At 35.3% G+C, this 24,599-nt stretch carries 25 protein-coding genes; 20 read left to right on the forward strand and 5 right to left on the reverse strand.

Translation table 11 applies throughout. From position 1 onward, the window contains the following. Window positions 1-234: 234 nt before the first annotated feature. The 20 genes from FOL89_RS05960 to FOL89_RS06060 all read left to right on the forward strand — a co-directional run bounded on the left by FOL89_RS05960 (window position 235) and on the right by FOL89_RS06060 (window position 19,732). Window positions 235-804, forward strand: a complete 570-nt coding sequence (locus tag FOL89_RS05960; protein WP_144281934.1) for a helix-turn-helix domain-containing protein — start codon at window positions 235-237, stop codon at window positions 802-804. Further along, the gene (locus FOL89_RS05965) at window positions 801-2,048 is read left to right on the forward strand and encodes a site-specific integrase (RefSeq protein WP_144281935.1); all 1,248 of its coding nucleotides are present in this window, start codon (window positions 801-803) and stop codon (window positions 2,046-2,048) included. Before FOL89_RS05960 ends, FOL89_RS05965 begins: the two co-directional genes overlap by 4 nt. Next, window positions 2,045-2,827: a mobilization protein gene (locus tag FOL89_RS05970; RefSeq protein ID WP_144281936.1), complete on the forward strand. Its 783-nt coding sequence runs from the start codon at window positions 2,045-2,047 to the stop codon at window positions 2,825-2,827. Before FOL89_RS05965 ends, FOL89_RS05970 begins: the two co-directional genes overlap by 4 nt. A gap of 122 nt (window positions 2,828-2,949) precedes the next feature. After that, window positions 2,950-3,327, forward strand: a complete 378-nt coding sequence (locus tag FOL89_RS05975; protein ID WP_144281937.1) for a helix-turn-helix domain-containing protein — start codon at window positions 2,950-2,952, stop codon at window positions 3,325-3,327. Continuing rightward, the gene (locus tag FOL89_RS05980; RefSeq protein WP_144281938.1) at window positions 3,324-4,553 is read left to right on the forward strand and encodes a primase-helicase family protein; all 1,230 of its coding nucleotides are present in this window, start codon (window positions 3,324-3,326) and stop codon (window positions 4,551-4,553) included. The genes FOL89_RS05975 and FOL89_RS05980 overlap by 4 nt, the downstream gene beginning before the upstream one ends. Window positions 4,554-4,774: 221 nt before the next feature. After that, window positions 4,775-5,758 carry a toprim domain-containing protein gene (locus tag FOL89_RS05985; protein WP_144281939.1) on the forward strand — a complete coding sequence of 328 codons (984 nt, stop codon included), beginning with the start codon at window positions 4,775-4,777 and terminating at the stop codon, window positions 5,756-5,758. A gap of 278 nt (window positions 5,759-6,036) precedes the next feature. After that, complete coding sequence (locus FOL89_RS05990; RefSeq protein WP_144281940.1) at window positions 6,037-7,197, forward strand: hypothetical protein; 1,161 nt, start codon at window positions 6,037-6,039, stop codon at window positions 7,195-7,197. A 448-nt stretch (window positions 7,198-7,645) separates the two neighbouring features. Continuing rightward, window positions 7,646-8,896 (forward strand): site-specific integrase, encoded by a 1,251-nt coding sequence (locus tag FOL89_RS05995; protein ID WP_144281941.1) that lies wholly within the window; start codon window positions 7,646-7,648, stop codon window positions 8,894-8,896. Between the two features lie 635 nt (window positions 8,897-9,531). Next, window positions 9,532-9,909: a single-stranded DNA-binding protein gene (locus tag FOL89_RS06005; RefSeq protein WP_059136894.1), complete on the forward strand. Its 378-nt coding sequence runs from the start codon at window positions 9,532-9,534 to the stop codon at window positions 9,907-9,909. A 34-nt stretch (window positions 9,910-9,943) separates the two neighbouring features. Then, window positions 9,944-11,017, forward strand: coding sequence for a DUF932 domain-containing protein (locus FOL89_RS06010; RefSeq protein ID WP_144281943.1), 1,074 nt, complete (start codon window positions 9,944-9,946; stop codon window positions 11,015-11,017). A 52-nt stretch (window positions 11,018-11,069) separates the two neighbouring features. Beyond that, window positions 11,070-11,537 (forward strand): DUF1281 family ferredoxin-like fold protein, encoded by a 468-nt coding sequence (locus FOL89_RS06015; protein WP_144281944.1) that lies wholly within the window; start codon window positions 11,070-11,072, stop codon window positions 11,535-11,537. Window positions 11,538-11,542: 5 nt separating this feature from the next. Beyond that, entirely contained in the window at window positions 11,543-11,752 is a 210-nt protein-coding gene (locus tag FOL89_RS06020) for a hypothetical protein (protein ID WP_047478781.1), read from the forward strand. After that, complete coding sequence (locus FOL89_RS06025; protein WP_144281945.1) at window positions 11,749-12,273, forward strand: PRTRC system protein E; 525 nt, start codon at window positions 11,749-11,751, stop codon at window positions 12,271-12,273. The genes FOL89_RS06020 and FOL89_RS06025 overlap by 4 nt, the downstream gene beginning before the upstream one ends. 30 nt (window positions 12,274-12,303) lie before the next feature. Further along, the gene (locus FOL89_RS06030) at window positions 12,304-12,522 is read left to right on the forward strand and encodes a PRTRC system protein C (protein WP_125202218.1); all 219 of its coding nucleotides are present in this window, start codon (window positions 12,304-12,306) and stop codon (window positions 12,520-12,522) included. A 17-nt stretch (window positions 12,523-12,539) separates the two neighbouring features. Continuing rightward, entirely contained in the window at window positions 12,540-13,694 is a 1,155-nt protein-coding gene (locus tag FOL89_RS06035) for a hypothetical protein (protein ID WP_144281946.1), read from the forward strand. A 10-nt stretch (window positions 13,695-13,704) separates the two neighbouring features. Continuing rightward, entirely contained in the window at window positions 13,705-14,418 is a 714-nt protein-coding gene (locus tag FOL89_RS06040) for a PRTRC system protein B (protein ID WP_144281947.1), read from the forward strand. Further along, window positions 14,418-15,224, forward strand: coding sequence for a PRTRC system ThiF family protein (locus FOL89_RS06045; RefSeq protein WP_144281948.1), 807 nt, complete (start codon window positions 14,418-14,420; stop codon window positions 15,222-15,224). Before FOL89_RS06040 ends, FOL89_RS06045 begins: the two co-directional genes overlap by 1 nt. A 346-nt stretch (window positions 15,225-15,570) precedes the next feature. Continuing rightward, window positions 15,571-17,979: an NACHT domain-containing protein gene (locus FOL89_RS06050; RefSeq protein WP_144281949.1), complete on the forward strand. Its 2,409-nt coding sequence runs from the start codon at window positions 15,571-15,573 to the stop codon at window positions 17,977-17,979. Window positions 17,980-18,002: 23 nt separating this feature from the next. Beyond that, the gene (locus tag FOL89_RS06055) at window positions 18,003-18,689 is read left to right on the forward strand and encodes a hypothetical protein (RefSeq protein ID WP_144281950.1); all 687 of its coding nucleotides are present in this window, start codon (window positions 18,003-18,005) and stop codon (window positions 18,687-18,689) included. Between the two features lie 53 nt (window positions 18,690-18,742). Next, complete coding sequence (locus tag FOL89_RS06060) at window positions 18,743-19,732, forward strand: hypothetical protein (protein WP_144281951.1); 990 nt, start codon at window positions 18,743-18,745, stop codon at window positions 19,730-19,732. A 38-nt stretch (window positions 19,733-19,770) separates the two neighbouring features. On the opposite strand, the gene FOL89_RS06065 is transcribed toward FOL89_RS06060, so the two are convergent. The 5 genes from FOL89_RS06065 to FOL89_RS06085 form a co-directional block, all read right to left on the reverse strand. After that, complete coding sequence (locus tag FOL89_RS06065) at window positions 19,771-20,148, reverse strand: response regulator (protein WP_144281952.1); 378 nt, start codon at window positions 20,146-20,148, stop codon at window positions 19,771-19,773. A gap of 279 nt (window positions 20,149-20,427) precedes the next feature. Beyond that, entirely contained in the window at window positions 20,428-20,673 is a 246-nt protein-coding gene (locus FOL89_RS06070; RefSeq protein WP_430807834.1) for a helix-turn-helix domain-containing protein, read from the reverse strand. Between the two features lie 22 nt (window positions 20,674-20,695). After that, window positions 20,696-21,007, reverse strand: a complete 312-nt coding sequence (locus FOL89_RS06075; RefSeq protein ID WP_144281954.1) for a helix-turn-helix domain-containing protein — start codon at window positions 21,005-21,007, stop codon at window positions 20,696-20,698. A gap of 158 nt (window positions 21,008-21,165) precedes the next feature. Continuing rightward, window positions 21,166-21,960, reverse strand: a complete 795-nt coding sequence (locus tag FOL89_RS06080; RefSeq protein ID WP_013632606.1) for a cation transporter — start codon at window positions 21,958-21,960, stop codon at window positions 21,166-21,168. A gap of 4 nt (window positions 21,961-21,964) precedes the next feature. Then, the gene (locus FOL89_RS06085; RefSeq protein WP_144281955.1) at window positions 21,965-24,136 is read right to left on the reverse strand and encodes a TonB-dependent receptor; all 2,172 of its coding nucleotides are present in this window, start codon (window positions 24,134-24,136) and stop codon (window positions 21,965-21,967) included. Window positions 24,137-24,599 lie beyond the last annotated feature (463 nt).

Here is a 24,599-nt window from a genome sequence, read left to right on the forward strand (position 1 = left end):
CAATTATCATCGATTAACATCGATTGAAATAAATTAGCAAATCGCTGTAAATGTAATATTTACAGCGATTTTTTTGTTTTTGTAATTTTTTGGTAGTAGTTGATTTTAATCATTTTTTATTGTATTTTTGTCTCTTATTTGTACCGCTCGTTATCTGGATAGTATGTGCGTCTTATGCGTCTTATTTTATTTTAGAAGCCAAAAAACAGAAAATGTGCAGGATTTTATTTCAGAATGGGATTTAGTAAATTAAAAATACCGAGGGTCTGTGAGCATTGCTCAAAACCTTTTGAAGCAAAGACAGTTACAAGTCGTTTTTGTTCTACTTCTTGTAACAATAAATCGTTAAAGGCAAAGAAAAAACTTGAAAAAGAAAAACTTGAAAAAGAAATTCTTTTACTAAAATATAAAAACAAGATTGCTGAAGTACAAACAAGGGAATTTATTTCTGTTGCTGAAGCTACAGTTATGTTTGGAATATCTAAAGATACTATTCACAGGTATATAAAAAGAGGAATAATTACTGGAACTAACTTAGGAACAAGACTGACCCGTGTGAAGCGGTCAGATTTGGAAGCTTTGTTTTCAGCTGTTGAAGTACCTGAGAAAAAAGAAATAGTAATTGAGAAACCCAATTTTGAAGTCGGTAATTGCTACACGATTTCAGAAGTCATCGAGAAGTTCAATGCTAATCCTAGCACGGTTTCAAATGTTATTAAAAGAAACAAGATTCCTACAAAAAAAGTTGGAAGTTTCGTGTATGTGCCTAAAAATTTAATCGATAAAATTTTTGACGGAAAATGAAAGAATTATTGAAAACTAAAGTTACAGTAAGATTGCGAAAGGCCGAGTTCCGAAAAGAATGGTTCATTTATTTGGAAAGTTATCCTGTGATTTTGCCTGGTAAAGAGAAAGCACAACGAGTTCGGGAATATTTGAACCGAAGTGTCACAACTGTAGATTTTGACAAAAAAAGGCCTGCAAGAACTACGCAAGATTCAGTTTCATTTAAACCTAAAAGAGATGATAACGGAATCATAGTTTGTAAAAGTGAAAATGACCGAGAAACAATGATTTACGCAGATTCTCTTCGTAAATTACGTCAAAGAGAATATGATAATATAGAACTCTACAGTGAACTTGACGCAATAAAGGCTGAAGAAAAAGAAAAATCTCAGGAGGATTTTGTCAGATATTTTGATTTGCTAGTGACTAAGAGGCATAAAAACAGTTCTGAATCTATACAAATAAATTGGTATCGCTCCATTAAATTTCTAAAAGATTTTGGAGGTGAAAAAATTACCTTTTCACAGATAAATACAAAATTCTGTGAAAAATTTAAATCTTATCTTTTGACTGCAAAAAGTGGAAGTAACAAGAAAAATACTATTTCTCAGAATACCGCTTCAACATATTTTTCTGTTTTTAAAGCTGCGTTAAAAGAAGCTTTTATTGATGGTTACTTTACATCTGATATTTCTGCTAAAGTAAAATCGATTCCAAATGAGGAATCAAGACGAGAATATTTAACTCTGGAAGAACTTAATACCTTGGTTGAAACGCCTTGCGAACTTGATGTTCTTAAACGTGCAGCGCTATTTTCAGCTTTAACCGGTCTACGGCATTCTGATATCCAAAAACTAACTTGGAACGAAATGAGTATTGAAAATGAGCAAGCAAAAATCAATTTCACTCAGAAAAAAACAAAAGGTGTAGAATACATGCCGATTTCTAAACAAGCATTACAACTTTGTGGTGAAGTAGGTCTTCCGACTGATTTGATTTTTAAAAATCTGACTAATCCAGCTTGGATTTCTCGACCACTTAAAAAGTGGATTGAAAGTGCAGGAATTACCAAAAAAATAACTTTTCATAATTTTAGACATACTTTTGCTACTCTACAGCTTTCAAGTGGAACAGATATTTACACCGTGAGTAAAATGCTTGGTCATACAAATGTAAAAACTACTCAAGTTTACGCAAAAGTGGTAGATGAAAAGAAAAATAAAGCTTCACAAGCCATTCATCTAAAGAACTTACAAAAATGAATTTGAAATATTTCGAATATATTGTTATTTATCTTTCGGTTCTGCTCGTTTGTGTAGTTGCAGGAACATTGGCAAGACTTTCTTTTCTTCATAAAGGAGGAGATGAATATACTGCGAATATTGTTTTTTGGTCAATTACCGCTTTCAGTGTTTTAATTTATGGCATTATTATTTTATTTCTAGATGTAATTTTAGTAGGTATTAAAAAATTTATACAGAAACGGAAGAATTCAAAAAACAACGTGATAAAATCAGTTCCAGCTAATAATCTAGATGAAAAAATTGAGGAGCAAGAAGTAGTAATCAATGATAATTCATCAATTCATTTCAACGAAGATTCACAGGAAAATAATTTAGCTCAAACTTCTGCATTGGTAAATTTGGAGTCTATAAGAAAAGTTCAACTTGAAGAAAAGGAACAGATTGAAAATCAAAAATTACAAATAGCTATTGATTATACCCGTAATCAATTTGCTTTATATGTTACTGACGAAAATCTTGCTGAAATTTGCAAATTAATAACCCTCTATTCAAAACAAGAAGAAATTCCACATCAAACTTCAGTCGTTACCAAAGAACTTTCAAATCTTGATCTCTATCACTTTGGCTGGAATATTTGGAATCATTTTAAGCCTATAAAACAAGAAAAGGTTTCGAAATTATTAAAAACTGTGTTCGTTTCGCTTGATGACATTGATGTTGATACCATTAAATCACATTTAAAGGACGAGCCTAAAAAAGGCATAATTAAAATTCAAGAGAATTTGACCAACCAATAAAACTTATAAAAAATTACAAAACATAGTGTTTGTAAAGTGATTCCTCTGTGATTGCGTGTTTACGGCTATCACGGAGGAATCACTTTTTTTCTTTGCACCATAACAATTAAAAACAATTAGTTATGGATAGTAAAGAAATTTCATTTGAAAACCTGCCACGGGCAGTCGCACATTTAGTTAGCGAAATCGCTGAGATTAAGTTTCTTGTAGAAAGAAAAGAAGTTCCTGTGATTTCTCAAAAGAGAGTTCCGATTGACATTGATGCAGCTTGCCAATTAATTGGTAAGGCAAAACCAACTGTCTACACATTGGTCAGAACCCGAAAAATTCCCTGTTATAAAAATGGGAAGAAACTCTACTTTTTTGAAGATGAACTTTTAGACTGGATTTCCAAAGGTAAAAAGAAAACGTTACAGGAAATTCAATCGGAAGCGGAAGCCAGCTTTAAGAAAAATTCACGACAGTCAAATATTGGTTCTAATCAAAATCTGTCAAGATGAGCAAGAAATCCCCTTATTTGAGAGTTGGAACCACTTACTATAAAAACATAGAAAAGCCCTTAATCTCTGGTGATACAACTTCGGTTTTGGTTCGTTGGAATCGGGAAACAATTATCAACGACCACGGAAAAAGTTTTATTGGGGATATTCCGAAGTATGATGGGTTTTGCTGTATTCCGGAACATTTAGATTATCAACAAATCGTTAAAGGTTTTTATAATATTTATAATGAAATTCCTTTTGCTCCTTCTTGTGAAAAGGGCGATTTAAAAAACTTGATTCCTTTCTCGTTAAAGTTTGTCGACCATATTTTCGGCGAACAGCTAGAAATGGGCTTGGATTATTTGAAAATTCTTTTACAATTTCCAACGCAAATTCTACCAATTTTATGTTTAGTTTCTAAAGAAAGATCAACCGGAAAATCTACATTCATCAAATGGTTGAAAGAGATTTTCGGTTTGAATATGACCTACATTAAAGGTGATTCTTTTGGAAGTCAATTTAATTCTGATTGGGCAGCAATGTTAGTGGTGGCTATAGATGAAGTTTTCTTCGATAAAAAAGAAATTACCGAGCGATTAAAATATTTATCGACAACCAATAAAGATAAACTCGAAGCCAAAGGAAAAGACAGAGAAGAAATCGATTTTTTCGCCAAGTTTATTTTGTGTTCCAATAACGAAGAAAATTTCATTCAAATTGATGAAAATGAAATCCGATTCTGGATTCTAAAAATTAATCCTATTAAAACTGAAAATACCGAGTTTCTCAGCAATCTCATTGCAGAGATCCCCTACTTTCTTCGGTTTTTAATTGATCGAGCATTTTCAACGGAGAAGAAAACACGAATGTGGTTTTCTGCCGATGAAATAAGAACTAAAGCACTTCAAAAATTAGTTTTCAAGAATAATAATAAACTGGAATCTAAGATAATTGAGTTGCTGTATGAGTTTTTTGAAAGCAATAATGATGAACAGATCAATGTTGTTCCACAGGATTTACTGAATATGATGAATCGAATGTTCAGACCAACGTATTGGACAAGAAATGATATTCGAAATCTACTCAAAGAAACTTGGAAATTAGTTCCACAAACTAATGGTTTGACTTATATCAGATACGATATTGATTTTGCTGGAATCTTTTACCAGAATAATTCAGTTGGACGGTTTTTCACCATAAAAAAGGATTTTATCCTTAGTAAATATGTTGAACTGTTGAATTAACTGATAATGAAAATAAAATCAAATACTTAACAGTCAACAAAATCCTCAACAAACTTTAAAATCCAACTTTTTGTTGAATGTCTGTTGAGTGCTGAAACTCTAGTTTGTTGAATCGTTGAGGCTTTGTTGAATATCCAAATTGTATTTAATCAATAGGTTACAATGTTTACTCAACAATTCAACAAAAAATATCTCATTCAAAACACGGAAAATTTAACGCTATGAACTGTAAACAATTTAACAGCATATCGTTGGAAGAAGTCCTCCTTTCTCTCGGACACCTTCCCACGAAACAAAATGAAAAAGAAGCTTGGTATCTCAACCCCTTTGCCATCGAATCCCAAGCCTCTTTTAAATTAAATAAAAGACTTAATGCGTGGTATCTTCATTCAGAAGGCATAGGTGGTAATAACACCGATTTTATGAAGAAATATTTAAAGACCTCGGTAAATGAAGTTCTGGACTGGGCCAAAAAACAAAATTTTTCTTCTTTTCATCAGCAGGCACAGGTGAGAAAGTCAGAACCAAATTACAAAATTGATGAAATACTTGATCTCCAGAATCCAAACCTAAAAAAATATTTGCAGGGACGTGGATTAAGTTCTAAAACCTACGAGTACATAAAAGAGGTACGATTTACAATCGGAGAAAAAAAACTCTATGCAATTGGCTTCGAAAATTTATCCGGAGGCTTTGAGCTTCGTAATTCTTTTTATAAAGGTTCATTGTTGAAAAAGAATATTTCAATAATTAATCTCAATAGTAATGTACAGGGTGTATCAAATTTTAAAGATCAAAATATTAAAGCTGTAGCAGTTTTTGAAGGTTTTATGGATGCCTTGTCTTTTATAGAAATGCAGAAATCTTTCTCTGGAGATATTCTCGTAATGAATTCCATTGCTCTTTTAAACAAATCCATAGAACATTTGAAAAACTATTCTGATATCAATCTTTTTTTAGACAATGATAATGCAGGAATCAAATGTAAGACTTTAATCATAAAATCTTTTCCGGAAGCAAAAGATCATTCCGATATCTATTCAAACCATAAAGATCTGAACGAATTTTTGATACAACGGATAAATAAAGATGTTGCGATTAACATAGGTACGAATTCTATAAAATTTTCTGAAGCTGATAAAATAGAAGAGATAAAGCCGGAACCAGAAATTAGAAACTCAAATGGTTTTAAAATGAAACGTTGATAAAGCGTGCTGTATGTTTTTACCAACTACCCGCAGAAGTTAGGAGCGCATTCGCAACTTTGAAGGTCGTGCCTCCCAACAAAGTTTCAAATACGCTCTGCGAGGCTTTTAACCTGAGTAAAATAGACTAAGGTTGACTGGTAAAAACCTGTGTAAAAAGCACACAGGTCTATTTCAAAAGTGTGCAAAATATGCACAGGTAAATTGGAATTCTGTATAATATTTTACAGCAATTTTAATCAAAGAAATCTTTGATAAACTTTTAAAGATGAATAATAATGAAGACTTCAATTAATTTTAAAGCTGTCAAATCGGATTCTGAAACTCATAATTTCAGAAAGAAAACTTTCGACTATATCCGTAAAGATCTGACATCAAAGAATGAATATTGGATGGAGCAGAAAATAGCTGACCGAAACCAACAGATCGAAGGGTATTGTAAAGAAAAGTCCGGAAGAAAATTACAGAAAAATGCAATGCCAGTTCGGGAAGCTGTAGTTGTTATTAAAGAAGACACAACCATGTTGGAACTTCAAAACTTGGCGAAGAGACTGGAAGAAGAATTGAAAATAAGAGTTTTTCAGATTGCCATTCACAAAGACGAAGGTCATTATGACAAAGATACTAACGAATGGAAACCAAACTATCACGCTCATTTAGTAGCGGATTGGCAGAATTTGGAAACAGGAAAAACATTAAAACATCAATCTTACCACTATTCAAAAATGCAGGATCTGACAGCTGAATGTCTGAATATGGAAAGGGGAATTTCTGGATCGAAAGGAAGATTAGAGGCTATTGAATTTAAAATTCAGCAAAAGGAAGAAGATCTTAAAGTTTTGGAAGAAAGATTCAGTACTATGAAATCTGAGATAAGTTCCAAAAAATCCGAAGAGCTGATAGTTAAGGAAAATGATTTTTTAGGTTTTAAAAAAATTAAAACGGACAAAACAATTGCGAATTATGAAAAAGCACTTAGAACTTACAAAAGCACAATTCTACAAAATAAAACTGAGTTAGATTCTAAGTCAAAACAAATTATTGAGCTCAATACAAAGGTTGATGATTTAAAAAAACAAATACATCTATTTAAAAACACAAACGCTGTTCTATTGTCCAATCCGACCATTTTTGCTTCTGAAAAGAAAAAATATTTAGATTCTGTCACCAATATTCTTGAAAGAGAGATAAAATTTTCAAGATATAGAAGTCCAAACTTAGATAGAACAGATAAGCAAAAGCTAATATCGGAAATGGGGCAGATTGCAGAAAAAATTTGTAAAGAAAATAATATCCCATTCTCCGCTATTAATGAGATTTTTAAAGACAATGAAATTTCAAATCAGCTTTTCAGTTCCTTACTCTTTGGTAATAACAATAAAAATTATGAGGCTGAGGATATTCCAATATATAAGAAAAGAAGTAGAAAAAGAAACTAATAACCACAATTTGTTGCAGAGTGGTTTCTTTGGTTTACCAGCAAGGAAGCAAGGATTCAAGAAATCAAGGAAGCAACCAATCAAGCAAGCTATTGCGCTAATTTGATTGATCGCATCTTTTATGTAGTGGAATCTCCTATTTTTCAACATTTTGCATTTTAAAGAAATGTTTTTTATTTTTTTTTAAAAAAAATATTAGAAGGAAGCAAAAATAAGCAAAATGGTTAAGACCATTCATATACAGTAGTTTATAAAACGTGAGGGAAAATTTGGAAGTAGGTGTCCGACAGGTTTTGAGCTTAAAATGACAAGGTTAGGTTACTAAATCGTTACTGACTATCATCTAATCGATAGCGATATAATACGTTATATTTCAGTCATTTGCACTTGTTTTCATATCCCCTTGTAACTCAATAAAATTTAATTTTAAACGTTAAACAATTGAGTTATGGAACAAGAGAAAAGATCCACGTTCAAACTGCTTTTCTACCTAAAGAAGAATGAACCTAAGAAGAACGGAAACGTGCCTGTTATGGGACGTATCACTATTGACGGAATACCAAAATCCTTTAGTACCAAACTGGACATCAACCCCAATAATTGGGATTTAAAGCACGGAAGAGTTTTAGGTAAAAGTGCCCAGGCCCTGGGTACCAATCTCAAATTGGACAATATACGGGTGCGTATCAAGAAGATTTACGATGATATGCTCAAGGATGAAGGCTTTACAACTGCACAAAAAGTAAAGCTGTCCTTTTTAGGGGTTGGTGTAATGGATGATGCCATCCTTAAAGTATTTAAAGACCAGAATGAGGATTTTGAAAGGATGGTCAGCAAAGGAAAACGTTCTCAGAATACTTACAATAAATACAAGACTGTATACAACCATCTTAATGAATTTATCAAGGAACGCTATCACAGGGAAGATTTGGCATTTCGGGAACTTACCTCAGACTTTATCCGGGAGTTCGATTTCTTTCTACGAATAGATAAAGAATGTACACATAATACGGTTTGGGTTTATACCATGCCGGTCATTGCTTTGGCTGATCTTGCGATTAAAAAAGGCCTTATACGCCAAAACCCTTTTGAAGATTACGAAATCAGTATGGAAGAAACTGATCGCAGCTATCTTTTAAAGGAGAATGTAGAAAAGCTAATGCTTCTAAAACCGTCTAAGGACAAATATGAATTTGTAAAAGATATTTTCATTTTCAGTTGCTTTACAGGGCTTTCTTATATTGATATTCAAAAGCTGAAATGGAGCAACATACAGTCCTTTTTTGATGGTCACCAATGGATCATCAGCAGAAGAAAAAAATCAGATGTTGCTTCAAACGTCCGCCTATTGGAAATTCCGAAACTTATAATTGAAAAATACAGGGGACTTACACGTAACGATTATGTTTTTCCGGTTCCTTCCAATGCTACCTGCAATAGCCATGTAAAGAAAATGATAGAAGAAGCAGAAATTGTTACAGAACAGAAAATAACATTTCATACTGCACGCCACACATTTGCTACCATGTTCCTGACCGAAGGTGTTCCACTTGAAAGCCTTAGCAAAATGATGGGACATAAAAATATTTCTACCACACAGATTTACGCCAAGATTACAAATCAAAAAATCAGCAAGGATATGGATTTGGTGGCACCTAAATTTAAGGAGATTGAAGACGCATTTTTGACAGTCTTATAATTAACTTCTATCAATAACGAGCAGAACTTATCGGTTCTGCTTTTTTTATGCCCATACTTTTTGTAGCCAAAGCACATTTACTTTACTTTCCTATTCCCCTACTATAAAAGAGCTTTTCGGCTACTCCTGGAACAGAAGATTAAAAAATATTGCCATCAACTTCTCCCATACAAAATAATTTTTAATCCTCCATAAGTGTGGCTCTAATAGCCACACAGCTTTGAAAAAGTGTTTTAAAAATTCAGCGAATTGGAAGTGTTATTTCAATTCACTGTAAACCATTTCTCAATGCCATCTTCTTGGCTTCCACATTCATTTTATCCAAAGACCCGTATGCTTTTTTGTCCCATTTCAAGAGCAAAGGTATTTCCGTGTTCTTAACGCACCACAAAGGTCAGGCAAGTTTGGAAAATAATCTCCACCCTTTGGGTAGTATTTTTTTCCAAAACCTTGGTGCTGCTAAACACGAACCTTTTATGCTCGTGAAACGAAACATAGCATACTCCGGCTCTTTAAACGAATAAAAAAAATGTCAGACAGAAAGATTAAAAATATTGGAAATGGTAATGAAACGAAACAGCACCTCCTCTCATTGCCGAATAAATCTAAAAAATAATAACTCAAAATTAAAGAATATGAACATCACAGGAAGACTGACAAGGGATGCGGAAGTACGCACAACGTCACAGGAAAAACAAGTAGTAAACTTTTCGATAGCAACCAACGACAGCTACCGTAACAAACAGGGCGAACGCATAGAGCAAACTACCTATTTCTATTGCTCATACTGGATAAGCCCGAATGTAGCGAAGATACTCACTAAAGGCACATTGGTAGAGCTGACAGGCAGGGTAAGTGCTAGGGCGTGGACAGGTAATGACGGAGAAGCACACGCAGGATTAAATTTCCATACCTCAAACATCAAACTGCACGGAGGGGGCAAGAAATCAGAAACCGCACAAACTATCACAGGAACGAGCAACAACAAGGATGAGGAAGACCTCCCATTTTAACGACAAATATTTCAAACATTTAAAATCATTTATCATGGCACATAATATCAATTTCAACGAGAGAACAGGACGTTATTCATTCTTTAGCGTACAACAAAAAGCGTGGCACGGTTTAGGGCAAATCGTGGAGCAATACCCTACAAGCGAGGAAGCTATCAAATATGCAGGGTTAGATTATGAAGTCGTAAAATCTCCATTGTTTACAAAAGGTTCGGACATTATGGAAACCACCAATGGCATAGAGATAGGCAGTACTGAATTAGAAGTGCCTAATTATTACGCTAACATTCGCACCGATAACAATAAAGTATTGGGAGTAGTCGGCAAGGATTACCACATTGTACAAAACCGTGAAGCCTTTAATTTCTTTGATGCTATTGTAGGCGGTGACGAGGGCATTCTGTACGAAACCGCAGGAGCATTAGGCAACGGAGAACGCATTTTCATCACAGCCAAACTGCCCGACTATATTCGTGTGGGTAATGGCGATGATGTTACGGAAAAGTACATTTTCTTAACCACTTCGCACGATGGTAGCGGAAGTATCACAGCCGCATTTACACCAATCCGTATTGTTTGCCAAAACACCTTAAACGCTTCATTACGCAATATGACCAATGTTGTTCGTATCAAGCACACTTCGGGAGCAAAACAACGTATCGAGAACGCTCACAAGATTATGGGACTTGCCAACACATTGAGCGACCAATTAGAGGGGATTTTCAACGAATGGGCAAAAGTAAAGGTAACAGACCGTGAAGTTAAAAAGCTAATCCAATTGGCACTTTGCCCGAATAAGGAAACGCTTGACCTACTTAAAAAAGGTGCAGAAGATGAAATTTCCACCGTGTTCAAAAACACCGTAGAGGATGCCTTTGCATACGCAATGATAAGCGACACCCAACAAATGGACACTACCAAAGGCACATTGTTCGGAGCGTATAATGCGGTTACTGGCTACTATCAGAACGTAAGAAAGTACAAAGACGATGAAGCCAAGTTACAGAGTATTGTACTGGGTGGAACTGCTCAACTCAAGTCACAGAAAGCATTTGAATTGTGTAATGGCTTTGCATTAGACGGAGCAGAAATCTTTAATCTTAATTAAATAACAACAGGCTACCGCTTTAGTCGGTGGTAGCCTACTAAAAATATTCATTATGGCAAATTGGTGCAGTAATACGGTTGTATTCGAGGGGAAACCTGAAACAATCACAGCAATACAGGAACTTTTTCATTTAATGAAGGAAAAGGAAGAAGAAACAGAAGAAGGACAATTACCCGAATTTATTTCTAAAGACAATGGCGGTTATTTCTTCAATATCTATTGGAACGAGGGCGATGAAGGACAATTTCAGTATGAAACAAGGTGGTCGCCTAATATAGAAATCATTCAAAAGATAGCGGAACATTACGATGTGAATTTCACACACGACTATGAAGAAATAGGCAATCTAGTATATGGCAGAGCAACATTTTATGACAAGGTACTCACGGATATTTATTTAGAAGACGAGGATTTTGAGCAATACAATTTCAATGAAGAAACAGATACGTACCATTTCGAGGGGGAAACATTCGATAGCGATTGTGAGATACTAGAAACACTTTTAGAACGAAAACTATAATTGTTATGAAAATAACAGACTTGAACGGTTGTCTTATTGAGATAACGAACCTCAAAGAAGCTATTGAAATAGCAAGGCAATACAAAGAGTACCGCCACGAGGATAAAAGTTTCTCCGAGTTTGACAAACGACAAAAAGCCTATTGGGCAGATATGCACGAGAAACTAGAAAAAGCAAAGGAAAAAACAACAACAATTAAAATTTCAGAACTATGAACGCAAATTTTTTCAATCAGATAGCACAGTTGGACTTTACAGGAATTTTACAACTAAACATAGCTAAAGGAGCAGAAAGCAACCTAATTGTATCAGTAATACTCAACAACGAGCAATGCGGAGATAACGCCAAAAACCTCATTCCCCCATTGACATTTAACGCCACACCACAGGAGTTTGACGAGGGATTTTTTGAGCAGATAAAAACACCTGTACAAAAGGTATCGGGTTTAATGGTAGATATGGAAAAGTTCCTTAAACAAATGGAAGAAGCCAAAAAGCAATCGGCAATGGAAAAAGAAAAAGCCGATAAAGAAAAAAAGGAAAAAGAAACCAAAGACAAGAAGTTCAAAGACGGGATGGCAAAGGCTGACGAACTGGAGAAAGACGGCAAATTCCGTGATGCGTGGATGAAAGTACCCGATATAACGGAGTTCCCCGAAAAAGCGGACGAAATCCGTAAACGCAAAACGGAATTATCGGAGAAGTTTTCAACACCGAGCCTTTTCGGAGCAGAGTAAACCAATTGTTTAACACTTAAAACGAACATTATGTTATTAGCAACGCAATTAGAGAGGGTATTTATACTCAACGATAAAGGACAACAAATTAAACTGACCGACCCCGAACCAAAATGGAGCGTGGAAGCCGTAATGAATTTCTATGCAAATTCTTATCCGATACTGACCACTGCCAAAGTATCTGCCCCTGTTATCCGTGACGATACAATACAGTACCGATTTGAGAGTGTAATGGGAACGAAAGGTTAAACCAAAAATCAAAAAAAATGAATTATGCAACGCAATATCATATCGGGCATCATCAAAACCCCACAGCAACCCAAACAGCGGACTTTGCACAAACAGTTGGGCGAGTTCGCAGATTGGATGCAAAGACCAAAGAACGCAGACGAAATAAGAAAAGACAAACTGAAATCGGTACCCATAGCGGTACTACCAATGGTTTTCTAAAATGCTCATTTCTGCCTAAACTGCAAGAAGCACAAACCGTACAGGCTTGTGGAAAATCGGAAAAGACGGAAAGGGATTTCTATCAGTCCCTTTCCAAACTTGCAGGGCATTACGGTATACAACCTATGCAGTCCAGGCAATACGGCTATCCCTACAATATCGCTTTAGCTTTGGATGCCACAGAGGAACAGTTAAGAAAGAAGTTTCGTGATTGGGAAGAACTCCGTTTGATACAGGATAGTAAGAAAACGTATTTCGTAAGTGAAGAACGGTACAGTACAGGTGCAACCCTGTATTACATTCCCGTAGTGCCATTGTACCGACTATCTAAGCATCCCAATCGCAAGCAAGCCGTACAGCTATTGCAGTCGGTGTGTGCGTACCTATACCACATTGCAGATGTTCCTTACTATCGACAGGAAAACAGTTATCTGTATTGGATGTATGAAATGGTAACAGAGTGGATTGTAAGCGATGACGAGAATGAGGACACGACAACGTATTTAAGCGAGATTAGGCAATCAGAACAGATAGGCGAACGCATGGAACAGAAAATTTACAACAAGCACAATTTGAGCCGATTTGCCCTCCGTTTAAATTCCTTTAAAATCAAAGATAGCTTTGACCAAGATTGCTACAAACTGGCAAGTGAAGCCTTTGCCCTGTATGAAAAATACCCAGATGCCACCATAAAACGCAATGCCCTGCCAAACGGAGAAGCTTGCGAAGAAGATATGGAAAATAGTATAGGTATGGAAAAGTACGTTTCGTTCTGTGCCGATGCAAAAGGTATTTTGTTCCAAACACTTTTCGACAGCGTGAACACCGAGTTGCAGGAATACGGACAGATGGAAGAACCCACCATTGTAAAACAGTTTGATGGTAGTGACATTACGACCAATACCCTTGAATTTGAAAACCGTGTTTTTGCCTTAATTGAGGAATTGATATACATACTGAATAACTTTTAGATACACAAACATGAAAGATATAACACAAGACTTCGGAACGCTTTACCACCCTTTATCGGCTTTGGTTTTTTACCAAACCAAAGGGAATAATAAATACACCTATGTAGAACATTTTGATATGGACAAGAACGGTAATCCTATCAACGCCCATCCTTTGACCGAAAGAGAAGCCAAAGTATTGGCAAAAGCACTCAATACCAAAAAGGAAAAGAGCAAGGCATTTTTAAAATCTAACGGCATTCTGCCTACCAACGTCCTGCACATTAATCCGAGTGAAAACGGTACGGTACTTTGGTACACCAAGCCACGAAAAGTAAAAATGTACTTTACTGAAAGTCTTGAAATACCAAACGGTACGGCACAAGTACCCTCAATGCTTTGGTATGCAAGCAAGCAGAGTGTAGTTGTTTTTGCCCTTGATAAAGACCACAGACCTACCGAGAAAACCGCATTGTTTCACGCACCATTTTTCAATGTTTACGAGGACGGACACGTATGTATGGGAACTGTAGATATCAATATCAAAAATTCTGCTTCGGTTGAAGAATTTATGCAAGCGTGGGAAAGCTACTTTTTTAACAGCTATTTCAGCCACTTGGTAAACGAACACAACCCCGTAAAAGGAAACTGTGTAAGCCTTTGGAAAGACCTCATCGGCACAGACAAAGCCTTTCCTAAAGATGTATTGAAAAATACAAACAAGACCATAAAAACGATATTGTAATGAGCAAAGAAATTTTAAAAGTCCATTTTACGGACAGCGATTTGATAAACCCTACCAACCCGATAACAGTAAACGTAATCGGTGCAGGTGGTACAGGCTCAAAAGTAATGACTGCCTTGCTTGAAATGAACCACAGCCTAAACGAGTTAGGACACGCAGGGTTGTTTATTCGTCTTTGGGATAATGATATAATTACCCAAGCCAATTTAGGAAGACAGCGTTTTGCAGAAAGTGAGGTCGGTTTGTACAAATCCGTTGCTATCATTAATCGCATAAACCGCTTCTCAGGTACGAACTGGAAAGCGGAAGCAAGGAAATTTGGAAAAGACAATAACGGCAAATTTCCCGATAACGTCGGAGCAAGTATTTATATTTCCTGTGTAGATAGCGTAAAAGCAAGATTTGAAATTGCAGATATATTGAGTGAATTGAGCAACGGAAGAGCCTATTCCAACCGCCCACGCTATTGGTTAGAATTTGGCAACAGCAAACATACAGGGCAAGTTTTACTATCCACCATAGGGAAAATTCGCCAACCCAATTCAGAGAAATACGAAACGGTGGCGAGCCTGCCAATGGTTACGGATGAATTTGGCGAACTGCTCAAACAGTCCGAACTGGAAGACGACACACCGAGCTGTTCCCTTGCCGAAGCCTTGGAAAAACAGGACTTGTTTATCAATTCCTCATTGGTGCAGATGGGTTGTTCACTGTTATGGGGTATGTTTAGGAATGGTTTGACACCATACAGGGGATTTTTTCACAACCTGAAAGATTTCCGAACCCATCCTATAAAAGTCGCCTGATTGGAAAATCGGGCGGCAAAAAGACACTCCCTCCCGATGATCGGGACAGTCTTTTTGCATAAATCGGAGCAACCTCTTGGTAAAATGGAATACCTACCCACCATTCATTCCGGCACATTTTACCAAACAGTTTGCGACATTATTTGAGGGATATTCATTATCCCTTTTGTTGTTTTAGGGAACTTCTTTTCTTGCCACATTGGCGACCAAAGAAAAGAAGCAAAAGAACGCCGCTTGGTTAGACTAACGTTTATATTTTAGTAAATTCGCTATGAATTAACAATCGATTATTCTTTTGTTTCTTAAATAAGTTGCTTACAGAGAATAATAAAAAACATAATCATTCATGGCAATTAATGAAGCTACACTACAAGCTAGGTTAGATAGAGTTTTGGCTACAGTTTTTCCTACTTTCAAAGAAGTCAAGGTTGAGCACCAAAAATCTTTCAGCATAAAATTTGGACATCATAATGTTGATGTTGATTTAAAAGAACCATCCAACTATCCTTCAAGAGCAATCTTTGACATTCTCTTAACCATTGAAGGAAAAAATATTATCCTGCTGGAACTCAAAAGAGAAGAATTGACACTTATGGAAGAAGATGTCTTACAAGGTATTTCTTATGCAAGGCTTGTACATCCTATGCCTCCATTAACCTTGATTTCTAATGGCTTGGATAACCAATTTTATAATACATACACAAAAGAAAAAATTGAAACAACCAGTGTTGATTTTGATTTTATCCATAAACTAACGAATAATTCCTTTTCCCTCGCCACAAATGATTTTAAGAATGCTGTTAATCTCCTATTAAATCGTGAGCCGGAACTTTTTTCCAAAGTCATCAACCAGATAACGGAAACAAAGTTTGGGAGGATGTTGGGAGACCTAGATGATTTTACAAAATCTATTTCCCCTGATTTTCTTATAGAAAGGCAGAGCATAGCCAAAGTATTATCTCATTTTTCAAAAGGTTCAGCACTGGTCGGTATAATTGGCTCTGCATTTTCCGGTAAAACTAACTTGCTGTATCAATTCTTTCTAAAAGTAAAGAGTAATAAAGATTTTCTCCTCTATCTTGATTGTAGTGATCATAACTATTCTATATTTCAGCAACTAGCAAATCATTTTACTCAAAATGCCAAAATATCAATTTCTAAGGATAAAATACGAGAATGGCTCATAAATTCACTTACCGACTTACCTGAAGGTAAATTTTACTTATTGCTTGATAATTTTAATAATGATATTCCTGAAGCGATCAAAAGTGAAATAATCGAATTAATCGATATTTTCAAAGGTGTAAATCATCATACACTTTATACAATTGATGAATTTAATTACAAAAGAGTTGCTTATGTAGAAAACAGACAGTATAAAACAATTATAGGCGAACAGAGTCAGTTGATACAACTTGATGAACTTAGCGATGACGAATACAATGCGACTAATCAACTTCTCTTTGACGAATATAGAATAGCTATTGAGCATGGAGGACACTATACACCAGAATATCGTGAGCCAAGGATATTAAGGCATTTGATTTCTCTATATCGTGAAGAAGGAGAAGTGGATAAAGAAAAGTTTACGAAAATAGATGCAGTTCCTAATGTTAATCTTTTGTATGCTTTTTCATCCAATAAGACTTATACTAAGCAGATTAAGGATCTATATAATAAAATTGTATTCTGTTTCTTTGCCGAAAAAGAACTACGCAAGAGTAATGCCGATTTGAGTATAATGGCTTCTGGAAGTGGAGCTATAACAACCAATACTTTTAAGAGATTTTTTTCAGATGATTTTGAGACATTGATCAAATCATCGGTCGTTGTATTCAGAGATATCAGGAACGGGATGACTATTATCTATCCCAAATTCCAAGAATTAGTAGCCACACATTCTATTCCTTTAATCAGTAACCTTTTGATTCAAGAAAGTAATAAAGGTAAATCATATGAAGAGTTATGTAAACTGCTAATCGATACCGTAACCCCAATTCCATACTGTGATATTGTTGCTACTGGTGTTCTTATGGAAATAGCAAAAAGGAATGAAGTAGATCTATTCTCGGAGTTAATACAACAACTTCTAAAAACTCCTCCACGTTTTGAAAAAGTCGAAGGCGGAACTAAAGTCCTAATGTATTCCGAAGGTATAGGTCATATCCAAATTAACTTTGAAGATGATATGGATGAAGGTGGGTTTGTAGCAGATTTTCTTCCTTATGCAATACTATCTCAAATCGCTTCATACCCTTTAGGGTTAGTAGACAATGAAAAATACTCTTTATATGCCTTTCATCTTTATTTGATGTATGAAGTCGGCTCCAGCAAGGAATTTCTTCGCAGGGCTGATGTTAGATCATGGGAAAACATGAAGTCTTTGGAAAGCTTTGATTGGGAAGGCGTAGGACATTTGATTAGCGGGCATGAGGGAATCATAGAGCCTATAGTACAGTCTATTTTAAAATGTTTCCTTTCTATTCCTGAAGAAATAGTAAAGTTGTATGAAAGAGGATTTAAAGAGAATAATATCAATCTACTTTATCGGATATACTTGGCGCTAAGAACCATGACAAATTATACCGACTCTAAATTGGCAAAGATTGCGAAAGATTATGTAGCGAAATTTAATGAATATTTCAATTCTTTTATGGCTGAATTTCTTTCAAAAGATGTTGAAGACCTAGATGAAAGAGAAAAATTGAGACTTAAACTTTTGAAGTTAAAGACGAAAGATCAAGATAATGAATAAGTAAGAAAATCAAATAAAACAAATTGGAATTAATATCTAACAGTACTGGGAATTGGGAAATTTATAGAATTATTGGCAATGAAACATCTGAAGCTTTCATTGTTCGATTACCCAAAATGAATTTTAGTAACACCAAAACAAAATCCTACATCATTAATTATCAAATCATAAAGAGCATAGGTCTTCCAACCTTAAAAACTGTTGAAGAATTTGAATCTGAGAATCGAATAGGAATAAAAACAGAAGATTTGAACTACCAAAAGGAATGGATATATGTTACATACAATAGCCTATATAGCGACTCTAAAAAGCTAGTAGATATGTTAAGTCAGAACTTCATTAAAATAGATGAAAACAAAAAATCTCCAGAGTATGAAGAATTTAGATATAGAAACAAGTTGAAAGAAATCACAAATTTTGACGAGTTTATTAAAGGGGTAAAAATTGATCTATCGCTTGCTACAGAGAGAGATGTTTTAATTGAATTTGATTCATATTTTTTTGGAACCCGAAGAGACTCAGATACTTCATGTATCGATTATAAAATTGTTGATTTAGACAATATTTACACAAATACTAGAAAAACACGAAAAGAACTTTTAGCTGATAATTTTTATGAATTCAAGAGAGCAATAAAAGGTTTTGTAAAATATTTTGTGATTCTAGAGAACCAACCTAATTACGAACAGTATTTAGATAAAATATTTTAAGAGTGTAATCAATGACATTCTATTTAATAATTCGAATCAATATAATTTATTAGATGGTAGAAACAAACATATCAATAGCCGTAAACAGGAAATCCGATATTACCTTATTAGAGCAAACAATTATAGGGAACAAGTTCCAATTTCCGGTTTACATTCGGGAATATGAATTTAGCTATCAAATAGATTTTACAAGTGATTATGAGGAATGGGAATTAGACACTGCCATTCTCAATTCTTTTCCCGGATATGAATTTACTACTGACCTTGAAAAAGGGCGTAAAGAAATACGAGTTCAGATTTCCCGATACCAATCAGAATTATCAACTGATGGCTGGGGAAGAAGAATTGAAAATCCTTTAGATGAAACTAAATATCTTGTAAAAGAATCGGTAAGTAAACCTGAAAAATTCAATCCTCAAATCAAAGTTCTATTTGAAGATAAAGAGCAGTACTACTTTGTAAATATTGTGGATGGTGTTAACAGTGCTACTGAAGAAAAAGGGTTTTTACTTTTGGATCATTTTAAAACCAATGAAACTGATGAAGCAACATTTTTTAAGGATAGATTGTATAAATCTCCTTTAGAAGCCTTTAATTCAGGATACTATAAGTTGTCTCAATTAGTAGATAAGGATTTTAGTGCTTACATTGAAAACAAAAAGAAGGAAAACAGGGCAATTCAGAAACTACCACGAAAAATCATCAGGGATTTTATAAATGCTTGTAACGCTTCCGACGATAGTAGTATCGTGAAAAATCTTGACGAAAATATCGCTTTTGAAGGGCGCAAAAACTGGAAAACTATATTTGAAACTGAAGGTCTTTCAAAATTCAAAGAATATTTGAACTCATCCGAACAACAATTGTGTGGGAAGAATTTTAAAATTCGATCATCTTGGGCTTTTAACTTACCAAATGTGACTATTGGTGTCAAATATTTTCCGCCAGCTACAGAACATAATATGAACCCTACACAAAAATACGAGCAGATAAAATTTGTATTAAATGATAAAAAAATTGTCAATATTCTATATGAATATTAGTCAGCTATTGGCTGAAATTACTTAATACGTGTGTATGGTCATTCTATTGCTCTTTTAAAATCATCAACATCGCTACCAAGTAGCAGATAACTTGAAAATCCAATGTCTAAAAGGGATTTCCCAACTTTCTCATCATCGATATCACTATGGGCAACCAGTTTGATTGCAGGATATTTTATCCTTAATTCTTGAAGCTGTTTAAGCACATTTTGATCGTAAAAATCCAAGTCAACAATACAGACTTTGGGGATTTTGTTCAATGAAGACAACTGTGATAGCCCATTTTCAATGCTTTCTGCCCGGCACAGGACTTCCATTCCTGATGCAGCAAGGTCATTACAGATGCTATCAGTTATAGGGCTTTTGTCATTGATAAAAGACAGGGAGATTGTTTCTTGTACAGTACCAGTTTTCATATCGTTACCTTTTTTTGAGTTAGATGAAGTTCCTGCACAAAAAGAAAGCGCAGGCAACTACACTTACCGCACATTGAGGTACTGGTATACCCGACAACGAATAAGCGAGCGCCCACGCCTATGGCATGAGCGTTCTTCCTTATCGTCCCGTTGTCTAAAAATTACCAGTTTTCAATGTGGGACTTAAAGCAAAAACACTTTAAGTATTTCTATATTTTACATAGCAAAGATACTAAACTCGTGCCTTTTTGACTGCATATAGTACAAAAAAGATTACAGTCAAACTGTTTTTTGTGAAATATAATTCTGTTCAAGTATTGTCAGAATATCGCTTTCCTTATAAATAATCTTACCGCCTATCTGTATATACGGCAGGATATTGTCATCACGGTATTGCTGTAAAGTTCGTTTGCTGATATGGAGCAGCTTACACACATCTTCGCCCGACAGGTATATTTCCCCGTTCATTACAGGACGGTAATTTTTCAATATACTTTCGATACGGGTTCTTAGCAGCGTTATCATTTCCTGATGGGCAATGATTTCGTCATTCGTGAATAAATCCATTTTGAGTAGTATTGTCCGGCTGTCCGGCTTCGAGCAAAGTCTGTACATCCGAGCGTTTATAATAATTTTTGCGGTTCAGTTTTGAATACGGTAAAAGTCCTTTGCTTTTGAAGTTCTGTAAAGTCCGCTTGGTAATGTTCATCATCAGGCACACTTCCTGGTTATCGAGCCATTGTTCCTCTTTAAAAATTGGCATGTATTTTTTCGTAGCATTTTCGGTCAGTTCCAAAAGTGCTTTCAGCTCATTTTTCATTCCCTCCAGTACGGACTTTTGTATTGTGATTACTTCCATAGTTTGCTCAATTTTGCTGTGGAAGTCGAATTTATAAAGGCTTATTGCAGCGTTGGAGAATGCTGCAGGATTTGGCTTTGAAAGGCAGCGTTTGGCGTTAGTAGTAAGATTTGGTACAAAAAAAGCCCCGAATTTCGGGGCTATGATTTGCTGCTATTTTATTTTGCCAACTTCAGTATTCTATATGCACCTCTTGCCACAATCACGAATACAATTGCCCCAATAATCAAATCCGGATAACTCGAATTGAGCCAATTGACCAATAATCCCGCAATGATAACACCCGAATTGATTATAACATCGTTGGAAGTGAAAATCATCGAAGCCTGCATATGGGCTTCTTTGCTTTTGTTCTTTTGTAATAGATAAAGACAAAGTACGTTTGCAATCAACGCCAAAACAGAAACAACAATCATTGTTTTGAAATCAGGCATCGCTTCTATTCCGATAAAACGTCTGATAACTTCAACAAAACCGATAACGGCTAACAGAATTTGAAAGTAACCTGCAAATTTGGCGATATTGTTTTTTCTTGCAATCGTACCCCCAACAGCAAACAATGCCAAAGCGTAAACAATACTGTCTGCAAGCATATCCAAGCTGTCTGCTATCAATCCCATTGAATTGGAAAAAATACCGAACAACATTTCCAATCCAAAGAAAACGAAATTGATAATCAGTACAGTCCAAAGTAGTTTCCGTTGGTCATTGCTTGTATCTGTTTCAAGAACTGCATTGCTTTCTTCAGTTGAAATCAATGACGTATTCAGGTTTAATGTTTCCAAAGCCGAAAAAATCGGCTCTGGTTTTCCACTATGGTAAACATTTAGTTTTCTACTGGGAATATCAAATTCCAATGACTTTACCATATCGAAATCCTGCAATTTCATACGGATTAATTGCTCCTCACTTGGGCAATCCATTTTAGTTATATTGAATATGGTTTTATTCATCTTCTTAAAGTCTAAATTTTATTCCGCCATTAATGACAAATCCGTCCAATGGTGCATAAATGTCTTTAAATATAGGATTACTAATTGTACCTGTATAAATGTTGCCAAAACGTGTCTGCCTTGTATCAAGGAAATTTTCAAAATTGACATATAACGAAAACCTTTCCCAAATCTTTTCAGCCATAAATCCACAAGTCCAATAGTCTTTTCCTGTTGTTCCATCGTTCAGCTTTTGCGGGCTGAAATAGTAGGCTTCTAAACCAACTTTCCATTTGTCTTCGATTTCATACATTAAAACCGAGTTAATACGGTGTTTTGGGGTTAACGGGCTTTCGGTAGTTGTTGCATTTTGGTGTAACTGTGCATCTGTATAAGTGTACCCTAAAAATAATTTCACATCATCGTAACCGATTTTGATATTGGTTTCTGTTCCTTTTGTATGGATGTAACCAGTAGAGTTTACAAATTGATAGAGATTAGCTGATGGATTTTCAAGTAATAGAGGATTATTCAAATAGGTATAAAAGAATAATTGATTGATACTGAATGACCAACCATCGCCAATATTAGTGCGGTAATTTATATCTGCATTTCCACCATAACTTTTTTCCAGTTTATTGGTTTTATTGTTAATTGGCATTACGTTTTGATATTGTAAGCGTTCGCTTTCTTCGGTAAAGATAGTGGGTGTTTTATATCCAAATCCGCCGCCAATCCTTGATGTTAATCCGTTTGCAATATGGAATAGCGCCGATACTCTTGGCAAGAATACAGCCCCATAATCTATAACATAATCCGTTCTTAAACCTGCTTCCAATTGAAGCCAATCCGTAGCTTTAAAATTATTTTGGACGAAAGCCCCAAATGTGGTTTGGCTATAATCTCTTAACGGAAATACTGTAATCTGCTTTTCTTTAAAATTGTCCGTCCAAATATTAACGCCTGTTACCCATTCTGACTTTTCTTTGCTGTAAGTATAATTAGCTTCCGTAAAAGTGGCTGTTTGCGTTCCCTCAAACTCGTAAGTGGGAATAGCCGTATTGCGGTTAAAATAACTTACACTGTTTTTGATTTGAAAAGAACTGTTTTCATTAATTAAATGGTCAAAAACAAATTGTGTGGAATAGCGTTGTGTTTTGTTTTCTTCAAAATATTGATGCGTATTATCCCCTTTGCCCTTGATGTAAAGTATATCGCCGCCCAAACGGTTCTCTATGGTTGTATTGATGCCAAAATTCAGTTTCGTTTTATCATTGAAGTAAACAAATAATTTAGGGTTCAATACGAAGCGTTCAAACTTTGGAATGGCGGAAAAACCAATTTTTGCAGGGTCATAAGCTCCGTTTCTGTTGTGCGAAGCGAAAATAGTTGTTCCAATTTTATTGAATTTTTGCCCATAAAAACCATTAATGTCTAAACCTCTCCCTGATGTTCCGTTGATATGAAAGCGTAAATCTCTTTCATCAGTTGGCGTTTTGGAAATCAAGTTGACTAATCCTGCTATTGCTCCACCTCCGTAAAGTGTAGAAGTTGAGCCTTTGATAACTTCAACCTGCTTTAAATCAAGTGGCGGAATTTGTAATAAGCCCAAACCACTTGAAGCTCCCGAATAAATCGGAAAACCGTCTTTAAGGATTTGTGTATATCGTCCGTCAAGTCCCTGAATACGGATACTCGCATTGGCACTTGTGGGCGACGTAGTTTGTACGTGAATACCTGTACTTTCTGCCAAAAGCATACGAATATCTCCCGGTTTCATATTCCCTTTTTCTCCCAACTCCTCACTTCCAATAAACTCAATACGTGTAGGAATATTTTGTATGCTTCTTGTACTTCGGGTAGATGTAATTACAACACCCTCTAATTCCTCTGAATTTTCTTTGAGCAGAATTTCAATAACATTGGTATCCTTTAGTGGAAATTCTATTTTTTCAATAAACTCTTCAAAGCCTACGTAGCTAAAATGTATCTCCTGTATTCCATCAGGAATATTCGATAATATAATCTGTCCTTTTTCGTTCGAGGTTCCTCCAATTGAGGTGCCTTTTATAGATGTTGTTACACCAATCCAGGGTTCTTTTGTTTCACTGTTTTTTACAACAATGTTTAATGTATTTTGTGCATATACACAAAGGTTGAGTGCCATAAAAAATGACACAATGAGTATTTTTTTCATTGTAAAAATGATACTTAATGTATATAAATAAGCTATGACGATGCAAAGACATCGCTTTTTAATTAATTTGTGCTGAAAGCATTATACATTAAGCAAGTTGCGGGGGACGCCAAATGGAAAATGGAAAATCAGAAACAGGTGGGGTCAGCATATTTCCTAACTTCCGTTGCGGTTCTTTTACTGAATGGACAATAGAGAAATGAAAAGTAGTTAAAACAAATCCTGTACAGGTGTTGCAACTAAAAAAAGGCGAGCAACATCCCTTATTACAATCTTGGTCATCCTGTCCGTTTTGTCCTTGTTCGGTAGTATGCTTCTGCATACATTTATCCTCAATAAAAGTCGGTACTGCTGATAAAAGCAATACATAGGCGGCTAATATTAAAGATATAAACTTCACCATACAAAGTTAAATAAAAATTAATTGCGTTAGCTCACAAATCTTGTGGAGGTAGTTAAAGCG

Source organism: Chryseobacterium echinoideorum (assembly GCF_007474535.1).
Taxonomy (GTDB): domain Bacteria; phylum Bacteroidota; class Bacteroidia; order Flavobacteriales; family Weeksellaceae; genus Chryseobacterium; species Chryseobacterium echinoideorum.